The sequence below is a fragment of the Hymenobacter telluris genome (assembly GCF_017313265.1).
Lineage (GTDB): Bacteria > Bacteroidota > Bacteroidia > Cytophagales > Hymenobacteraceae > Hymenobacter > Hymenobacter telluris.
The window spans coordinates 190,837-208,504 of the sequence record NZ_JAFLQZ010000004.1; the positions used below are offsets into that span (position 1 = coordinate 190,837).

Here is a 17,668-nt window from a genome sequence, read left to right on the forward strand (position 1 = left end):
CCCCGGGAAGCAAGCCCGCTACCACTAAAACATACCTCTATTACAATCTGCCGGCTCTTCGCTACCGTTCAGCTACCTGGTTATCCTTGGCTGCCACGATAGTAGAGCAAGACCAAGTTCGAAAAAACTCTTAACTAGCCTTACTTGAGCGGCACTGCCGGGCGGCAGCGTTCTACTGCTTCTTACGGCGCGAAGGAAAATTCCTCACCTTTACCTCGCATGACAACGAACTCTCTCTCTGCTACTGCTCCCAGGCCAACCTCCACCATTGCTGTTTTGGGCTGTGGCTGGCTGGGTTTGCCCTTGGCGCAAGCCCTGGTTGCCGATGGCTACACCGTCAACGGCTCGACTACCACCCCTGCTCAATTACTGACCTTGCGCGACGCCGGTATCCGGCCGTATCTGCTGCGGTTAGGTCCCGAGTTTTCGCAAACCGATGCCGACTCCCTGCACGCCATGCTCCACGACGTAGACGTGCTGGTGCTTAACGTGCCGCCCCGCGCCGCCGCCGCGGGCACCTACCCCACCCTGTTGCGCCCGGTGGGGGCCGCCGTGGCAGCAGCCGGCGTACGGCATGTGTTGTTTGTTAGCTCAACCGGCGTGTATCCCGATGAGCCGCGCACCATGCGCGAAGCCGACGCCCTTTCCTCGCCCGACGCTCCTTCCGACCTGTTGCGCGCCGAAGGCCAGTTTACGCCGCGGCGCGGGCAGTGGCTTACTACGGTTGTGCGCCTGGGCGGCCTTATCGGCCCTGAGCGGCCGCCTGGGCGGTTCCTGGCTGGTCGGCACGAGCTAAAGCAAGGCAATGCCCCCGTCAATCTGATTCACCTCGACGACTGTATCGGGCTGTTGCGCCATATTATCCGCGAGAAAGTGTGGGGCTACACGTTCAATGCCTGCGCCGCCCAGCATCCTACCCGCCGCGACTTTTACCCGGCCGCCGCCGCCCACCTGGGCCTGGAAGCTCCCACCTTCAGCACTGAGCCCGCCACTAACAGCGGCAAAACCATCGACACCACCCTCCTGCGCCAAACCACCAACTACCACTTCCGCCACGACGATTTAGTAGCGGCGCTGGCGTATTGCTGATTCAATGATTGGGGGAGAGGATGAAAGGATGATTGGATGTAGAGGAGGCATCCAATCATCCTTTCATCCTCTCCCCTAATCATCCTCCCTCATCCCGCCGTATCTTTGCAACCGTGAAGGATGCAAACAATACGGTAGCCGTGCTGGGTGGCGGCGCAGCGGGTTTTTTTGGGGCCATTGCCTGTGCCGAAGCTAACCCGCAATTGACCGTTTATTTGATTGAGAAAACCGGCAAGCTGCTCAGCAAAGTGCGGATTTCGGGCGGGGGCCGCTGCAACGTGACGCATGCCGCCGATACCCCGGCGCAACTCGTACTGCACTACCCGCGCGGGGCCAAACAGCTTAAAAAACCGTTTCGGCAGTTCGATGCGCAAGCCACTATCCGCTGGTTCGAGAGCCGGGGCGTCCGCCTCAAAACCGAGCCCGACGGCCGTATGTTTCCCGTTACCGATTCGTCGGAAACTGTTGCCCAGTGCCTGCTGGATGCAGCGCGTAAAGCCGGCGTGCAACTCCTTACCCAAACTTCGCCCGAACAGATTGAGCCGCTGCCTGACGGTGGCTTCCGCTTGCAGCTAGTGGGCGCGCACCCCGGCCAGATGCTGGTCGATAAATTGCTGATTGCTACCGGCGGTGCGCCCAAGTCCGAGCAATATGCGTGGCTGCGGGCCTTAGGGCACAGCATTCAGGAGCCGGTACCGAGCTTGTTTACGTTCAACGTGCCGGAGTCGCCGCTGCGGGAGCTGCCGGGCGTGAGCGTGCCGCACGTGCGGGTGCGGGTAGCCGGCGAAAAGCTGGAGTACGAAGGCCCTATCCTGGTGACGCACTGGGGCGTGAGTGGCCCGGCGGTGCTCAAGCTCTCGGCCTGGGGTGCCCGCCGCCTACACGAGCTGAGCTACCAAAGCACTGCCCTTATCAACTGGCTCCCAGAGCATACCGACGACTCCCTGCGGCACTATCTGCGCGAGTTCCGGGAACAACACGGCAAGAAAGTGGTAGCCTCCAACCCGCTGTTTGGGTTGCCGCAGCGCCTGTGGCGGACGCTCACCGAGCAAGCCGGCGTGACCGAGGAAGTGCGCTGGAACGAGCTACCTGCCAAACCGCAAAACCGCCTCATTGAGGCGCTGCTCAACACCGCCCTGCCCGTGCGCGGCAAAACCACTTACAAAGACGAGTTTGTGACCTGCGGCGGCGTAGTGCTTGGCGAAATCAACATGAAGACCATGGAGAGCCGCCGCGTACCGGGCCTCTACTTCGCCGGCGAGGTGCTGGATATTGATGGCATCACCGGCGGCTTCAACTTCCAAGCCGCCTGGACCACGGGGTATCTGGCGGGCCGCGCTATGGCTCAGCCAGCTGTGATACTTAACCCACAGCCATAAAAAAAGCCATCCTGCTGAGCAGAATGGCTTTTTACTGGTTACTTACACTACAACATCGTTAGTACCGATTGTCGTCGTTGTCACGGTTTCGGCGCGACGAATTGTTGTCCATGTCATCGTCTTGGTTGGCGCGGTACTGATTGCGCCGGTCCTGGTCGTGCTGCCAGTCCCGGTTACCGGAGGTATTCCGCATCGACCGACTGTCCGACATGCCCTCGTTCCGGTAGTTGCCGTTGCGCATGTCGTTGCCTTGGTTGCCCATGCCGCTTTGGTTGTACCCGCGGTTCCGGTCGGAGTAATAGTCGTTATCGGAGTTTCTCCGCCCGCTCTCCTGGTTGTAATTTCCTTGGCCGTAACCGCCGCCTTGGTTGTAGCCGCCCTGGCCGTAGTCGTTGCGGCCATAGTTGCCTTGGCCGGAGCGGTAGTCGTTGTCTTGGTTCCGATACTGGCTGCCACCGTAGTTGGAGCGCCGGTCCTGGTCGTAGCCGCGGTTGCCCTCGTACCGGTCGTTGCCGTAGTTGCTGCCGTACCCCGACGACATCCGGCCGTTGTCCCCGTAGCCCCGGTTCCGGTCCCAATCCTGCCGCGAATCGTAGTCGTTGCGCGACGACTGATTACCACCGTTCCAACGCTGCTGGTCGTCGTTGTAGCGGCCTGATTGGTCGTTGTCGCGCATATTGCCCCAGTTTTGCTGGCTGCTCCGGTTCTGGCCGTAGCCATAGTTGCTGCGGTCATTATCGTTGCGGCCCATGTTCCCATACTGGTTGCTGCCGTAGCCATACCCGCCTCGGTCGTCGCGGTCCTGATACGAAGAACGGCCCGAATCGTACGACGAATAGTCGTTTCGATACTGGCCGCCCCGGTTGCTTCCGTATTGCTGGTCGTTGTTGTCGCGGTATTGATTGCCGTAGCCGCCCTGCGAGTTACCGTAGTCGCTACGGCCCATATTGCCGCTCATGCTGTTATTCCACGATTCATTCCGGTCGTTTTGGTCTTGGCTGCCCATACCCATATCATGGCGGCTAGTGGCATCGTGGAGGTGGTTCTGGCTTTGATTTTCCGACGAATTCATTTTGCTTTTTGCTTTGGAGGTGGGAGATTTTGAAGCAGAAGAGGACGAAGGTGCGGCCGGTTTTTTGGCCGCAGTAGAACTAGTATTCTTGGCGGTTGGCGCTTTTTTGACTTCCGATTTCAGCGAAGTAGGGCTGGCTTCTTTGTTTTCCGTGCGCTTCTCGTTGCCGAGGCCGCCTGCCCTCATGCTGGTTTCAGAAGCCGCCAATGACTGGCTGGAAGTGGGGTTACTGCCAGAATTGGTAGCCGACAAACCCGTGGGTGGTGAGCTGGTAGTAGCGGTAGTGGTGCTGCCGGTAGCAGACGAAGTACCTGCTTTTTTATCCGACGAGCCACTGGAAGTTCCAGGCGAAACGCCGCTGCCGGCATTCATCGGATTGAGCTGATCTTTTTGTTCGTTTTCCATAATGGTGGGATTAGGAGGGAAAGAAAAGAACGGAACTACATTTGCCCTAATACGCCACCAATTCGCTCTGGTTGAGGTTTATACCTACTTATTGACGTATAAATTCTTGGTATTTACCGAGTATTCCAGCCTGTATTTCTCCTGCTGGTTGTCTCGGTGTTGCAACCAGTTTATGCAGCAAGGTTGGCTAGCATTGCGGGTATCTCTCCGTCCACTCCCCTGTTTTGCCGTCCCATTTAGCGTGTTATTACCAACACTTCTGCTTTGGCGGTAGCGTAGTACCAAAGGCAACCGGTTTAGGGCAACCCTGCACTTACTTTCGCAGTAAAGGAGTGCAGATTATTCTTCCCCAAACACAAACTCTCTTTCCTCATGGAAGCCAAAGCAACCCAAGCCCTCCTCAACGAACTCCTCGAAACTCTGAAAGACGGCGAAAAAGGATATTCCGAAGCCGTTACCGACGTAGAGGATCATGATCTGAAGGAGGTATTCAAGAAATACGCCGTACAGCGCGACGGTTACCTCACCGAGTTGGAAGACCAGATGCACCAGCTCAACCTGAAGGCTGAAGAAGAAAGCTCCATCACCGGCACCATTCACCGCGCTTTCATCAACCTGAAGTCGGCTATTACCAGCAAGAGCCGCCACGCCATCCTCGCTGAGTGCGAGCGGGGCGAAGACTACGCCAAGAAAGCCTACGAAACGGCCCTGAAAGCTGAAGGCCTCCCCGGCCAGCTGAAATCCATCATCGAAAAGCAGTACGCCGGCATCAAGCAAGGCCACGACGAAATCAAAGCCCTGCGCGATTCTGCTGCCTAGAACGCGGATTTTGCAGATTAGTCGGATTCCACGGATTTTGGTGACGACTGAAGTTTAACTCAATAGATCAACAAACAAAAAGGCTTACCAGAGATGGTAAGCCTTTTTGTTTGTATTGCACGCAAAGCAATTAGACCAAGCGGTAATCGTCACCAAAATCCATGACAATCCGCGTCAATCTGCAAAATCCGCGTTCCTAGTCGCCTTGGTTGTCGCGGCGGCCTTTGTAGCCACCACCGTAGCTGCTGCTACCGCCGCGGTTACCACCGCCGTAGCTACCGCCACCCCGGTTGCCGCCGTAGCTGCCACCGCCGCGGTTACCACCGAAGCCACCTTCGCGGCTGCCGTAGCCGCTACCGCCTTCACGGTTGCCGCCGTAGCTGCCACCACGGTTACCACCGCCGTAGCTGCCGCCGCCCCGGTTGCCGCCGTAGCCGCCTTCACGCCGCTCACCACCGAAGCCACCTGGCCCACGCCGACGGTCACCGAAGTTGCCGCCTTCCTGTTGGGCGTCGCCTTCCTGCCGCGGCGTCGCCACGTTGAAGGAAACCGGCCGGCCGTTGATGTTGGTACGACCCAGCTGGCTAACCACTTCCTCGGTGAATTCCGACGGTACTTCTACAAAGCTGAACTTGTCGTAGAGCGAGATGTCGCCCACTTTGGCAGCCGTCAGGCCGGTGTTTTCGGCAATCAGGTCCACGATGTCGCGGGGGTGAATCTGGTCTTTCTTACCCATCGTCACGAAGAGGCGCGTGTAGCCGGGGCGGGCAGCACCTTGGGTGCGGCTCGCATCGAGGCTTTCCTGGGCGCGCTTATCTTCTTTCATCGTCATTTTCAGCAAGGCCGCAGCCACGTCCAACGACGTGATACCATCTTCCTGATCCTGATCCAGCAAACGCTGCACGCGGCTCACGTACTTATCAAGGTTGCCTTTGGTGATGACATCCTTAATAGAGTTGAGCATGAGCGTGGTTTTCACCTCCGACACATCCTCGAACGACGGCACCCGCTCCTGCTTGATAGTAGCTTTGGTGAAGCGCATGATGTCACGCAGCTTGTAGATGTCGCGGCCACTCACGAAGGTGAAGGCTTTGCCCAATTTACCAGCGCGGCCCGTACGGCCGATGCGGTGCACGTAGTATTCCTCGTCGGCGGGCAGGTCGTAGTTCACTACCACTTCCACGTTCTCCACGTCGATGCCGCGGGCGGCTACGTCGGTGGCCACTAGGATTTCCAGGGTGCCTTTGCGGAATTTGTCGAGGGTGTTCTGGCGCTGCTGCTGGCCCATGTCGCCGTGCAAACCTTCGGCGAAATAGCCTTTGGCCTGCAAATCGCCCACAATTTCGTCCACCATGCGCTTGGTGTTAGCGAAGACGATGCCCGACTTGATGTTGTACATGTCGATGAGGCGGGTCAGCACGTCCTTCTTCTGCGGACCACGCACCTCGAAGTAGCTCTGCTCGATGTTGGTAACCGTCATTTCCTGATGGTTCACCTTCACAATCTGCGGATCCTTCTGGTAGCGCTTGGTCATCTCCATGATCGGCTTACTCATGGTAGCCGAGAAGAACACCGTCTGGCGCTCCTCAGGCATTTTCTTGAGCACCGTCTCGATGTCGTCGCGGAAGCCCATGTCGAGCATTTCGTCGGCTTCATCCAGGATGATCATCTTGCAGTTTTCGAGCTTCAGGGTACCCCGCTCGATGTGGTCCATTACGCGGCCGGGCGTACCAATTACAATCTGCACACCACGCTCCAGGGCGCGGAACTGCCGGTCGTAGGAGCTACCACCGTAAATAGGCACTACGGCCAAACCACGCTTGTACTTGCCCAGCTTCTGGATTTCGCCGGAAACCTGCACCGCTAGTTCGCGGGTGGGGCACAACACCAGTACCTGCACTTCGCGCGAGTTGGTGTCGATGTTTTCAATGGCAGGGATACTGAAAGCGGCCGTTTTGCCGGTACCCGTCTGGGCCTGGCCGATTACGTCACGGCCTTCGAGCAGCACGGGGATGGCAGCAGACTGAATCGGAGAGGCTTCTTCGTAGCCTACTTCCGTAATAGCGCGCTGCATTTCTTCTGAGAGCGAAAGCTCTTCAAATCTTACTTTTTCCATTTTGTGTTTTGATGGAGTGGAGACACTACGCTCTGAAAACAGCGGATTCAGCGACGCTCTTCTCCCACTCTCTCACAACGACAAGTGACGGAAGCAACGGACGGAAGACAAAGCCGGCCAACAATTTTTATACTTAGGCAGCTACAAGCTGCGCGGAACGAGGCCGTTCTCAAATGCGGCTGCAAAGGTAGGGATAATAAAACGCAATTGCTACACTTTCTCTACTATTTCCACTTTGCGTGGCACGTCTGCTGCGCGTTTTAACTCAACAGAACACAAAAAAAGCAGGCTCTTTGGAGCCTGCTTTTCAATCGTATCCGGAAAGCGGATGGACTAAGCCAACTTAACTTTCACAGCGTTCAGACCCTTACGGCCTTGAGCAATTTCGAACTGAACCTTGTCGTTGTCACGGATTTCGTCGATCAACTCGGTAACGTGAACGAAGATGTCTTCGCCAGTCTCGTCCACTTTGATGAAACCAAAACCCTTGGTCTCATTGAAAAATTTTACAGTTCCTGTCTGCATGGTACTTTTGTGATGGATGTTTTCTAAGAAAAGCGGTACTCAACTCCGCTTTCCCTTCCTTACGAAAGTACTCAACTGGACAGCGTAAACCTCTTTTTCTTAAACTGCCTCAAAGATAGAAGAAGTTTCCAACTTCGTAGCGCCATGACACAATATTATATTGTGAACCGGAAATAGGGTTGAGCTTCGGGAGGTGGGCGTTTGTGCGTTCCTTTGCCTTCTACTGTTCGCTTCTCTCCTACGCTATGGAAACGCCCGCCTTCCGCTTCTCGCGCCTCATCACGGTGCAGCCCCACGACATTGATGAGTTCGACCACGCCAACAACGTGCAGTACGTGCAGTGGGTGCAGGACACGGCGGCGGCACACTGGCACACGGCCTACCCGCCCAGCGAAGGGCACTCGTATATATGGGTGGTACTGGAACACCGCATCCGCTACCATCACCCCGCCCTACTCGGCGATGAACTGCGTTGCATTACCTGGATTGGCGACGTGCGCGGCGCACAAAGCCAGCGCTTCGTCCGCATTGAGCGGGCCGCCGATAACAAGCTACTCTGCGAAGCCGAAACCCAATGGGTATTCCTGGACTCGCAGACCAAGCGCCCGGCCCGCGTAACGCCGGATATGGTGGCGCGGCTGTGGGGACCGGTGTAAGGTGAGTTCAGCAGGTCTTTTCAGTTATAATCGTGAAGTTCTATAAAGCTCTTCCAACATACCGAAATAAGCATATTGCCCAGCGACCCATGCACTAACAACCAAAATCACACAGCCTAAAATACTTAAAAGCAGCAGATCAGATTTGCGACCTACTTTCTCTATCCTACTATAGAATAGCAAGTTGACTATAAAAAGAACGATTGTTACACTTAAAGAAATATAAATATTTGCAGTTACGTGTCGATCAATCCACATCTCCAACGACTCAGTTACTGGCGGCCTTACTATTATTGCCAATTCAAAATAAAATGACCATGCGACAATAAATATCAGTGAATTAACAAGGTATTTAATTGTCTGCTTTACAAGTTCTATACGCCTTTTGAATAGCCCAAACAGTAACAGAACCATGAGAAATACCCAAACTGTATATGCGAGGTATATTCCAAACCATATTAACGATGTGATTACTTGATGATTCATATAACGTTTGATTAAATGATTTATAGCAATTTACAATGACCGCAATGTTATTAATTGTTGGCCTGTTTTTGAAATAATACCTCCACAAGATAATGCCCGCCACCTTCCGCATCTACTCTTCTTCTGCCGGCTCCGGCAAAACGTATCAGCTTACCAAGGAATACCTGAAGCTGGCGCTGGGCGACGAAGACCCGGGGTATTTCAAGCGGGTGCTGGCCATCACCTTTACTAACGATGCGGCGGGCGAGATGAAGCAGCGCATCATTGGGGCGCTGCGCAAGTTTGCGTACCCCACTGAGGGCGAGCCGGATATGCTGCTGGCAGAAGTGGCGGCCGAGCTAGCAGAAGAAGGTAAGATGCCGCGCTTTGCCAGCACGGCCGCAGACCAGCAACAGGAAGTCCGGCGGCGGGCACAGGCTACGTTTCGGCTGGTGCTGTACCACTACGCCGATTTTGCGGTGAGTACCATCGACTCGTTTGTGCAGCGTATTGTCACGGCTTTTACCCGGGAGCTGGGGCTGCCGGCCACGTTTGAGGTGGAGCTGGATACCGAGGCCGTGCTGCAAACTGCCGTGGCGGCGCTGCTGGAAAAGGTGAACCGCGACCCAAATTCCAAGCTGCTGGCGCGTACGTTGAGCGAATACGCGCTGAGCCGGGCCGAGGAAGGCAAGAGCTGGAACAACCTGGCGGGTGAGCTGGTGGAATTCGGTGGCTTCCTGTTCAATGAAACCGTGCACGAAGCCGTGGCGCAGCTCCAGACGCTCACGCTCCAGGATTTTCGGCGGCTGCACGAGACACTCCGCAAGCGGCGGGAGCAGATTGAAGGCGAGTTTCGGGCGGTAGGTGAGCAGGCCACGGCGGCGCTGGCCGCGGCCGGCGTTACGGAAACCGACTTGTACCAGGGCCGCAGCGGCATCTTCGGGTACGCCACGAAATGGGACGAGCGCCTGTTGCCCGAAAAGGAAGCGAATAGCTACGTGCGCGCCACCGTGGAGCAGGATAAGTGGTACAGCGGCAAGGTGAAAACCGCCGCTGACCGCCAGCGTGTGGATGAAGCCAAAGCAGCGCTGCTGACCGCCTACGAGCAATTCGAGCAACTGCGCGCCACCGTGTTGCCCGACTATCTGCTGCTGGCCGCCATGCAGCCCTACCTGTTTCACGCTTCCCTGCTCAGCGAAATGAACAAGATTGTGGAGCAGGTGAGCCGGGAGCGGAACATTGTGCTGATCAGTGAGTTCAACCGGCGTATTGCCAGCATCGTGCTTACCGAGCCGGTGCCTTTTCTGTACGAGCGGCTGGGCGAGCGGTACAACCACCTGCTCATCGACGAGTTTCAGGATACGTCGGTGCTGCAATGGAACAACCTGCTGCCGCTGGTGGAAAACGCCGTGGCTACCGACAACCTCAGCCTGGCCGTGGGCGACGCCAAACAGGCCATTTACCGTTGGCGGGGCGGCGAGATGGAGCAGATTCTGCGGCTGCACCAGGGTCAGACCGACGCCCTGATAAACCGCGCCGCCACCCCCGAAATGCAGGAGCTGCTGCGGGAGCGGTACCTCACCCTCGACCAAACCCTGGAGCCGGTTTCGCTGAACGTGAACTACCGCTCGGCCGCGGAAATTGTGGGCTTCAACAACAGCTTCTTCCACCACATTCGGGAGCAGCACGCCACGTTTCCGTTGGTGCAGGACTTGTTTGGCGCGGATTTTCAGCAGACGGTACCGGGGGGAACCTCACGCCCAACGATTACCTCACCCCCTAGCCCCCTCTCCAAAAGAGAGGGGGAACTAGCTCTAGATACTAGTGCTAGCTATACAGCCGAGGACTTCGATTTCACCAGAGCTACCGATTTCGATTTAGAGCTAGAAAAAGATACTAAAACTAGTTCCCCCTCTCTTTCGGAGAGGGGGCTAGGGGGTGAGGTCCCCGCGGGCCAGGGCCACGTAGAAATTCTATTCACGCAGGACGCTGCGCCGGCTCAACTCTACGACGCCGACCACGGCACGTACGACGACGCGCTGCTGCCCGGCTACCCCGCCGGAGCCAGCCTCGACTACGACGAAAGCACCCTCTACCTCACGCTGGCGCTGGTGGAGCAGGCCCTGCGCGACGGGTTTCAGCTGCGCGACATTGCCGTGCTCAGTCGGCGGCGGCGGGGGAGCCGGTTGGTGGCTAAGTTCTTGAAGGAGCGTGGCTACGACATTATTTCCGCCGATTCGCTGTCGTTGGAGTTTGCGGAGGTGGTGAATCTGCTGGTGGCTATTTTCCGGGTGTTCAACCAGCCTGCCGACACGCTGGCGCGGGCCGAAGCCTTGCTGCTGCTCGATAAGGTGGTGCGCAAGCTGGCCCCCACCCCCAACCGGGCCCGCCACATTGCCACGCTGGCCAACGCCGACCACGCCGGCGACTTCTACGACGAGTTCCGGGCGCTGGGCTACGATTTGCGGGAGCAGGAAACCGGCAACCTTGGCCTCTACGAACTCACGGAGCGACTCATCGGCTTGTTTGGGTTGCTGGGCCGCAACGGTGAAAGTGAGTACCTGTTCCGCTTTCTGGATCTGACCCTGGAATACAGCTTGCGCTTCGGCAACAACCTCAATAACTTCCTCACTTACTGGGATCAACGCAAGAGTGCGCTCAGCATCAACGCCCCCGCCGGCCGCGACGCCATTACCATCACAACGGTGCACAAGGCCAAGGGCCTGGCCTATGGCGTGGTGATTGTGCCGTTTGCCGATTGGAGCCTGGAGCCGTTCCGGGCCACGCTATTGTGGGGTCGGCTAACCGAGGCCGACAAGCCGGTGGCGGAAATGCCGGCCGTGGCGGTGGTGCCGCTCTCCAAGGCCCTCACCCGCACCGTTTTATCTGACCAGTATACCGAGGAGCGCGAAAAAACCTTCCTGGAAGGCCTCAACATGCTCTACGTGGCTTTCACCCGGCCCCGGCACCGTCTCTACATCATCACGAAGCGCCCGGAAACCAACCGCAAAGCCAGCTCCGCTGACACGGAGGCCGCTGAAACACCAGGCAACGCCGCCCGCAACGTGGCCGAACTGCTGCATGGCTACCTACGGCACCAAAACCGCTGGCAGGACGAGCAGGTGTCGTTTGTGTTGTCGGAAGGCGGGGTGGCGCCTCTATCCTCCACCAATCAGCAACCAACAACCAATAATTTCTACCTCTCGAACCTGGAAACGGCGCCCTGGGAAGAACGCCTGCGGCTGCGGCGGCACGCCAATACGGTGTTCGATTTCGACGAGCAGGAGCGGCTGGGCGAGTGGAACCGCAAGCTGCACTACGGGCTGCGCCGCCTGGTATTGGCCACCGACGTGGAGCGCGTAGCCCGGCAGCTGGTAGCGGAAGGCCTTATCAGCAACAAAGAGCGCCCCGCCTTGCAGGACCGTTTACACAAAGTGGTGCAGCACCCGCAGCTGGCGCACTATTTCAGCACACAGGTATCGGTGGAAACGGAGCGCGAGATACTGGTAGGCGGCGTGAAACGGCGCGACTACAAGCCCGACCGGGTGGTATTTGGAACCACGGCGCTGACTTCGGGCCGCTCGGGTACCCGCGTGACGCTGGTTGACTTCAAGGTGCCACCGCCGCAGCCGCAGCACCGGCGGCCGTTGCAGCAGTATGCCCAGTTGTTTCGGCAGCTGGGCTACGAGCAGGTGGAATGCGTGCTTTACTACTTTGGCAGTGAGGAAGTGCAGGTGTTTTAGTTGCGAGAACAGGTTTAGAAGTTAATCGAGCGAATTGTCAGAACGGTGTAGAGACGCATACTTGCGTCTCATCGTTGAACAAAATCGGCCGGACGGAGCGCCCGACGAGACGCAAGTATGCGTCTCTACACCGTTCTGACTGCCTTTTTGCTAACTCAAACAGCCTCTTAGTGCCCTGGTTGGAGTCTATTAGTAGCGCTAGCCTCTGCACTACCTATTCATTGAGGGGTTTGAACATCCCTTGGCCGGTGGTGGCGTAGTGCCACTGAAGTTTTGCCACTGCATTAGTAGGAACGGCAGTAGACAGGGAGTCGCGCAGGGCCAAGGCAGCGGAGGCGTCCGATAACTCCCCCCGAAGCGCATTTGTCATCTTGTAATACACGCTGTCGGTGGTCACCTTTGTGACTTGCACCAACCCGTAGCTGCGGCCATCATCGTTTGCTTTGAACTTGTAGCGGGCACCTACTGCCACTTGCTCGTCGCGAAAGGCGTTTTCGGCGGTGCCGGTGGAAGCGGCAGCACTGGCGGCGGAAGACGACTCGCTGTCAGCATCGGGCGGGGTGGTCTTGGCCACCACGAAGATGAACACCATAGCCACGCCGAGGAGTATCAACAGGGCAAAATTGGTAAGCGGAATGCGGGCTTGCGCCTGAATAGCTTGTACGGGAACTTGGTAAGCAGCAGGCATTTCGCGGGCCGTTAGGGTTTGCTTGCAGTGCTGGCACACGGTTACGCTGGTTTTTCCTATCGGGAAAGCCGGAATCCAAAACAGGTGGAAGTAGCGCGAAACAACGGTGCTGGTGAGAGAAGTAGTTGTGCCACAGTGCACACAGGCAACACCGGGCAATGGTACGGTAGTGATACGCGTGTTACCGATTCCGAAGAATAACAGCATAGAGAGTTTGTTATAAAGCTAACCTCTGTTCAAGGAGAGCGGGTGTCAATAAAAATCAAGCAATCAACGGCAAGGAGCCACTAAATAGGTAATTATTTTTGAAGCACCACCATACGCGCAACTCGCTGCGCTGAAGCCGGTACCTTTAGGATTCTCTTCCTCACGACATATGCTAGCACCCCAAACTGGCTCGGCGCGCAAGCCTGCGCTCATTTTTATCTTTATCACGCTGCTGCTCGACGTCATCGGGTTCGGCATCATTATTCCGGTGCTGCCCAAGCTGATTACGCACCTCACGGGCGAACCGCTCAGCGCCGCAGCGCGCTACGGCGGCTGGATGGGCTTTGCGTTTGCGGGCATGCAGTTCCTGTTTTCGCCGGTACTCGGCAACCTCTCCGACAAGTACGGGCGGCGGCCGGTGCTGCTGGTAGCCCTCTTCGGCTTCGGCCTCGACTACCTGTTTCTGGCTTTCGCCCCGAGCATTGGGTGGCTCTTTGTGGGGCGCATGATTGCGGGCATCACCGGGGCGAGTTTCACTACGGCCGGCGCCTACATTGCCGATATCAGCACGCCGGAAAATCGGGCGAAGAACTTCGGGTTGATTGGGGCGGCGTTTGGGTTGGGGTTCATTATTGGGCCGGTGCTCGGGGGCAAGCTGGTTGGGTTTGGGGCGCAGGTGCCTTTTCTGGTGGCGGCCGGCCTCACGTTTCTCAACTGGCTCTACGGCTTTTTCGTCTTGCCCGAATCCTTGGCGCCCGAAAACCGCCGGCCCTTTGACTGGGCGCGCGCCAACCCCATTGGCTCGTTGCAGCTGCTGCGCCGCTACCCGGTTATCTTGGGCATGGTGGGCTCGTTGGTGCTGATTTACATAGCCGGCCACGCCACCCAAAGCACGTGGGCCTACTATACCATGTATAAGTTTCATTGGAACGAAAGCCGGGTGGGCGACTCGCTGGGCGCCGTGGGCCTGCTTACCGGCCTGGTGCAGGGCGTACTCATCCGGTACCTCAACCCCAAGCTGGGCGCTACCCGGTCGGTACTGCTAGGGCTAGGGCTGTATGCTATTGGCTTTGTGTTGTTTGCGTTTGCCCCAACGGGCTGGCTGATGTTTGCGTTTCTGGTGCCTTACTGCCTGGGCGGTATTGCGGGGCCAGCCTTGCAGGGCATTATGTCGGGGCAGGTGCCACCTAATGAGCAGGGCGAGCTGCAGGGCGCGCTGACCAGCTTGGTTAGCCTCACGGCCATTGTGGGGCCACCCTTAATGACCAATCTGTTTTCCTACTTCACTGGCCCCAGCGCCCCGGTGCAATTCCCCGGCGCGCCTTTCCTGACCGGAGGGGTGCTTACCGTTGGGAGTCTGTTGCTGGCCATGCGCTCCTTAAGCAGCTACGAAGCCCCCGTTGAGGCCAGTGCCACAGCGGCAGAGTAAGGCTGGTTTAGCAGGGAAGCCGCTACACTGAGCCAGGCCTCCTACGTACTAACCAGTGGTATATGGCGTTAGCGCGGAATTACAGCTCACTGCCTCGCTGAACGACCTTGCCAGCCAGTACCGTGCGGTAGTTGGCATAGCCAGCTGCGGGGCCTGCTAGCTTGCGCATCTTTTTCGCTTAACTGCCAGTACGTTTTTATATGGATGCTAACTTGACTCTGCTGGTAAACGGGAAGCAACACACCCTTCGCCTCGACCCAGCTACGCCCCTGCTCTATGTACTGCGCAACGACCTGGCCCTGAACGGCCCCAAGTTTGGGTGCGGTTTGCAGCAGTGCGGTGCCTGTATGGTGCTGCTCGATGATGTGGCCTGGCCGAGCTGCCAGCTGCCCGTGCATCAGGTGACGGGCGGCGTGGCCATTACCACCCTCGAAGGCCTGGCCGCCCCCGACGGCACGCTGCATCCGGTGCAGGCCGCTTTTGTGCAGGAGCAGGCCGCGCAGTGTGGCTTTTGCCTGAACGGCATGGTGATGTCGGCGGTATCGTTGCTGCGGCAGTACCCGAAGCCCGATGAAGCGGCTATTCGCAACGGGCTGTTTCGGGTGCTGTGCCGGTGCAGCGTGCAGGCCCGCGCCATCAAGGCCGTGCAACGGGCCGCCGGCGTGTAGCGCCCGTTGCGGTCAGTGCCAATACCTTCCCTCCTGTTCCACTCATCAGCAAGCTCAGCTTCCGCCATACCACGCCCCGTGGGAGCTTAGCGCTACAAGCCAATGCCACACGATTCCGCTCCTATTCCTTCGCGCCGCGACTTTCTGAAAGGGGTTGGCTGTCTGACCGTTGGGTTTGTTTTGTTTGGCGCCAATCCGCTGCTGGCAGCCCCCGGAAACCCAGAGCTACCGGGTAGCTTGCAGGATAATCCGCGCATCAATGCCTGGCTGGAAGTGCTGGCCGATGGCCGGGTGCGGGTACTGACCGGCAAGATTGAAATCGGGCAGGGCATTAGAACCGCGGTGGCGCAAATAGCCGCCGAGGAGCTGGATATGCCCTTGGAACGGGTGGAGGTGGTACTGGCCGAAACCGGCCGCACCCCCGATGAGCGTTACACCGCCGGCAGTGCGTCTATCGAGCAAAGCGCCATGTCGGTGCGCTACGCGGCGGCGGCGGCCCGGCAGAAGCTGCTGATTTTGGCCGCCGCCCAGTTCAAAACCACGCCTGGCCGGCTCACGCTCCGCGACGGGGCCGTGCATGCTTCTACTGGTCGCCAGCTGAGCTTCGCGCAACTACTTGGCGGCCAGCAGCTCACCGATGAAGTACGCCTGCCCATCCAACTCAAGCCCAAGGCCAACTACCGCTACGTAGGCCAATCTATACCGCGCCCCGACATCGAGCAGATGGTGCGGGCCGAGCCGTATTACGTGCAGGATCTGCGGTTTCCGGGCATGGTGCACGCCCGCATCCTGCGCCCACCCAGCTACGAGGGGCGCCTGGCCAGCTTCGACACCAAGGCCCTGCAAAAGGCCGTACCGGGCGTGCTGCAAGTGGTAATCGACGGCAGTTTTGTGGCGGTGCTGGCCGAGCGCGAGTACGATGCCAAGCTGGCCCAGGACTACGGCCGGCTGCACGCCCGCTGGTCGGGGGGCCGTAAGCTGCCGGCCGACCAGCCGCTGGCCGAACACCTGCGCAGCCTGCCCGCCGTGGACAAGCGCACCACCGACAAAGGCAACGTGGACAGCCTCGCCACCGACGCCACGCTGCGCGCCAGCTACTTCAAGCCTTACCTCATGCACGGCTCCATCGGGCCAAGCTGCGCGGTGGCCCTGTTCGACAAAAACGAGTTACACGTCTGGACCCACAGCCAGGGCGTGTATCCGTTGCGCGATTCGCTGGCCAAGCTCTTGAAAATCAACCCCGACAATGTGCACGTAAAAGGCGTACCCGGCTCGGGCTGCTACGGCCACAACGGCGCCGACGATGTGGCGGCCGATGCCGCGCTACTGGCCCGCGCCGTACCGGGCCGCCACGTACGGGTGCAGTGGAGCCGCGACGACGAGCACGCCTGGGAGCCCTACGGCAGCGCCATGTTGTTTGATATGGCCGCCCGCCTCGACCCCAAAACCGGCCGCATTACGCACTGGCAGCACGAGCTATGGTCGGATACGCACAGTACCCGGCCGGCGGGCTCGCCCGAAAAGCTGCTGGCCGCGCAGTACCGCGCCACGCCGCTTTTACCCAAGCCCGAGGACGACTTCAGCGGCGGCATCTACCGCAACTCCGAGCCGTACTACGACTTCCCGGCCGTGCGCGTGGACACGCACTACGTGCAGGGGCCGCTACGGGTATCGGCGCTGCGTAGCTTAGGGGCTTACGGCAATATCTTCGCCTTGGAATGCTTCATGGAGGAGCTAGCCGTGAAATCCGGCCAGGATCCATACGAGTTCCGTTTGCGCCACCTCACCGATGAGCGGGCCAAAGCCGTAATTCGGAAGGTGCGCGACATGGTACGCTCCGAGAAGCTGGCCGCGCGCCAAGGCCTGGGCGTGGCCTTCGCGCGCTACAAAAACAAAGCGGCTTACTGCGCCGTGGTAGCCAAAGTGAGTGTAGCGCCCGAGGAAGACGGTGCCACGATTCGGGTGCTGAAAATCTGGTCGGCTATTGACGCCGGCGAGGTTATTAATCCTGATGGCCTCCGCAACCAAACCGAAGGCGGCCTCATTCAGGCAGCCAGCTGGACGCTCAACGAAGAAGTTCTTTTCAACACCCAGCAAGTCACGACCCGGCAGTGGGAGCAATACCCTATTTTCCGCTTTGATGAGGTGCCGCTGGTGGAAGTGGCCGTGCTGAACCGCACCACCGAGCCACCCCTGGGGGCCGGTGAAGCCGCCCAGGGCCCTACCGCCGCGGCCCTTGCCAACGCCGTATTTCACGCCTGTGGCAAACGAGTCCGGCAACTGCCGATACGGCCCGAGAAGCTGCTTTAGCATGAACAAGATGCCGTTTCTTCACTAAAAACCTGCTCCGTGTGTCATGCTGAGCTTGCCGAAGCATCTCTACCGCCAAAGTAAATTATATACTAGC

13 protein-coding genes are annotated in these 17,668 nt (G+C 58.4%); 8 read left to right on the top strand and 5 right to left on the bottom strand.

The annotated features are described in order from the left end of the window. The first annotated feature begins 219 nt into the window (after positions 1 to 219). Positions 220 to 1,089 (top strand): Rossmann-fold NAD(P)-binding domain-containing protein, encoded by an 870-nt coding sequence (locus tag J0X19_RS08215; protein WP_206983756.1) that lies wholly within the window; start codon positions 220 to 222, stop codon positions 1,087 to 1,089. 113 nt (positions 1,090 to 1,202) lie between these two features. Beyond that, positions 1,203 to 2,468: a BaiN/RdsA family NAD(P)/FAD-dependent oxidoreductase gene (locus J0X19_RS08220; RefSeq protein WP_317194759.1), complete on the top strand. Its 1,266-nt coding sequence runs from the start codon at positions 1,203 to 1,205 to the stop codon at positions 2,466 to 2,468. A 58-nt stretch (positions 2,469 to 2,526) separates the two neighbouring features. Here J0X19_RS08220 and J0X19_RS08225 read toward each other — a convergent pair whose 3' ends face one another. After that, positions 2,527 to 3,945, bottom strand: coding sequence for a hypothetical protein (locus tag J0X19_RS08225; protein ID WP_206983757.1), 1,419 nt, complete (start codon positions 3,943 to 3,945; stop codon positions 2,527 to 2,529). Between the two features lie 372 nt (positions 3,946 to 4,317). Here J0X19_RS08225 and J0X19_RS08230 point away from each other — a divergent pair, with 372 nt between their 5' ends. Beyond that, positions 4,318 to 4,764 (top strand): PA2169 family four-helix-bundle protein, encoded by a 447-nt coding sequence (locus tag J0X19_RS08230; RefSeq protein ID WP_206983758.1) that lies wholly within the window; start codon positions 4,318 to 4,320, stop codon positions 4,762 to 4,764. Between the two features lie 196 nt (positions 4,765 to 4,960). On the opposite strand, the gene J0X19_RS08235 is transcribed toward J0X19_RS08230, so the two are convergent. Together J0X19_RS08235 and J0X19_RS08240 are read right to left on the bottom strand one after the other, a co-directional pair. Further along, entirely contained in the window at positions 4,961 to 6,838 is a 1,878-nt protein-coding gene (locus J0X19_RS08235; protein WP_242582297.1) for a DEAD/DEAH box helicase, read from the bottom strand. A gap of 375 nt (positions 6,839 to 7,213) precedes the next feature. Further along, positions 7,214 to 7,405, bottom strand: coding sequence for a cold-shock protein (locus J0X19_RS08240; RefSeq protein ID WP_022824769.1), 192 nt, complete (start codon positions 7,403 to 7,405; stop codon positions 7,214 to 7,216). A 245-nt stretch (positions 7,406 to 7,650) separates the two neighbouring features. Between J0X19_RS08240 and J0X19_RS08245 the strand changes: the two genes are divergently transcribed. After that, positions 7,651 to 8,061, top strand: coding sequence for an acyl-CoA thioesterase (locus tag J0X19_RS08245; RefSeq protein ID WP_206983760.1), 411 nt, complete (start codon positions 7,651 to 7,653; stop codon positions 8,059 to 8,061). Positions 8,062 to 8,085: 24 nt separating this feature from the next. Here the strand turns inward: J0X19_RS08245 and J0X19_RS08250 are convergent, their stop codons facing one another. Beyond that, complete coding sequence (locus J0X19_RS08250) at positions 8,086 to 8,475, bottom strand: hypothetical protein (RefSeq protein WP_206983761.1); 390 nt, start codon at positions 8,473 to 8,475, stop codon at positions 8,086 to 8,088. 164 nt (positions 8,476 to 8,639) lie between these two features. Between J0X19_RS08250 and J0X19_RS08255 the strand changes: the two genes are divergently transcribed. Beyond that, positions 8,640 to 12,269: a UvrD-helicase domain-containing protein gene (locus J0X19_RS08255; RefSeq protein ID WP_206983762.1), complete on the top strand. Its 3,630-nt coding sequence runs from the start codon at positions 8,640 to 8,642 to the stop codon at positions 12,267 to 12,269. A 214-nt stretch (positions 12,270 to 12,483) separates the two neighbouring features. On the opposite strand, the gene J0X19_RS08260 is transcribed toward J0X19_RS08255, so the two are convergent. After that, a complete protein-coding gene (locus tag J0X19_RS08260) occupies positions 12,484 to 13,164 on the bottom strand; it encodes a zinc-ribbon domain-containing protein (protein WP_206983764.1) in 681 nt (226 codons plus the stop codon). 169 nt (positions 13,165 to 13,333) lie between these two features. Between J0X19_RS08260 and J0X19_RS08265 the strand changes: the two genes are divergently transcribed. From J0X19_RS08265 to J0X19_RS08275, 3 genes are all read left to right on the top strand, one after another. Continuing rightward, positions 13,334 to 14,593, top strand: a complete 1,260-nt coding sequence (locus J0X19_RS08265; protein WP_206983766.1) for a TCR/Tet family MFS transporter — start codon at positions 13,334 to 13,336, stop codon at positions 14,591 to 14,593. 200 nt (positions 14,594 to 14,793) lie between these two features. Beyond that, positions 14,794 to 15,261 (top strand): (2Fe-2S)-binding protein, encoded by a 468-nt coding sequence (locus J0X19_RS08270; RefSeq protein WP_206983769.1) that lies wholly within the window; start codon positions 14,794 to 14,796, stop codon positions 15,259 to 15,261. A 102-nt stretch (positions 15,262 to 15,363) separates the two neighbouring features. Further along, positions 15,364 to 17,571, top strand: a complete 2,208-nt coding sequence (locus J0X19_RS08275) for a xanthine dehydrogenase family protein molybdopterin-binding subunit (protein ID WP_206983771.1) — start codon at positions 15,364 to 15,366, stop codon at positions 17,569 to 17,571. Positions 17,572 to 17,668 lie beyond the last annotated feature (97 nt).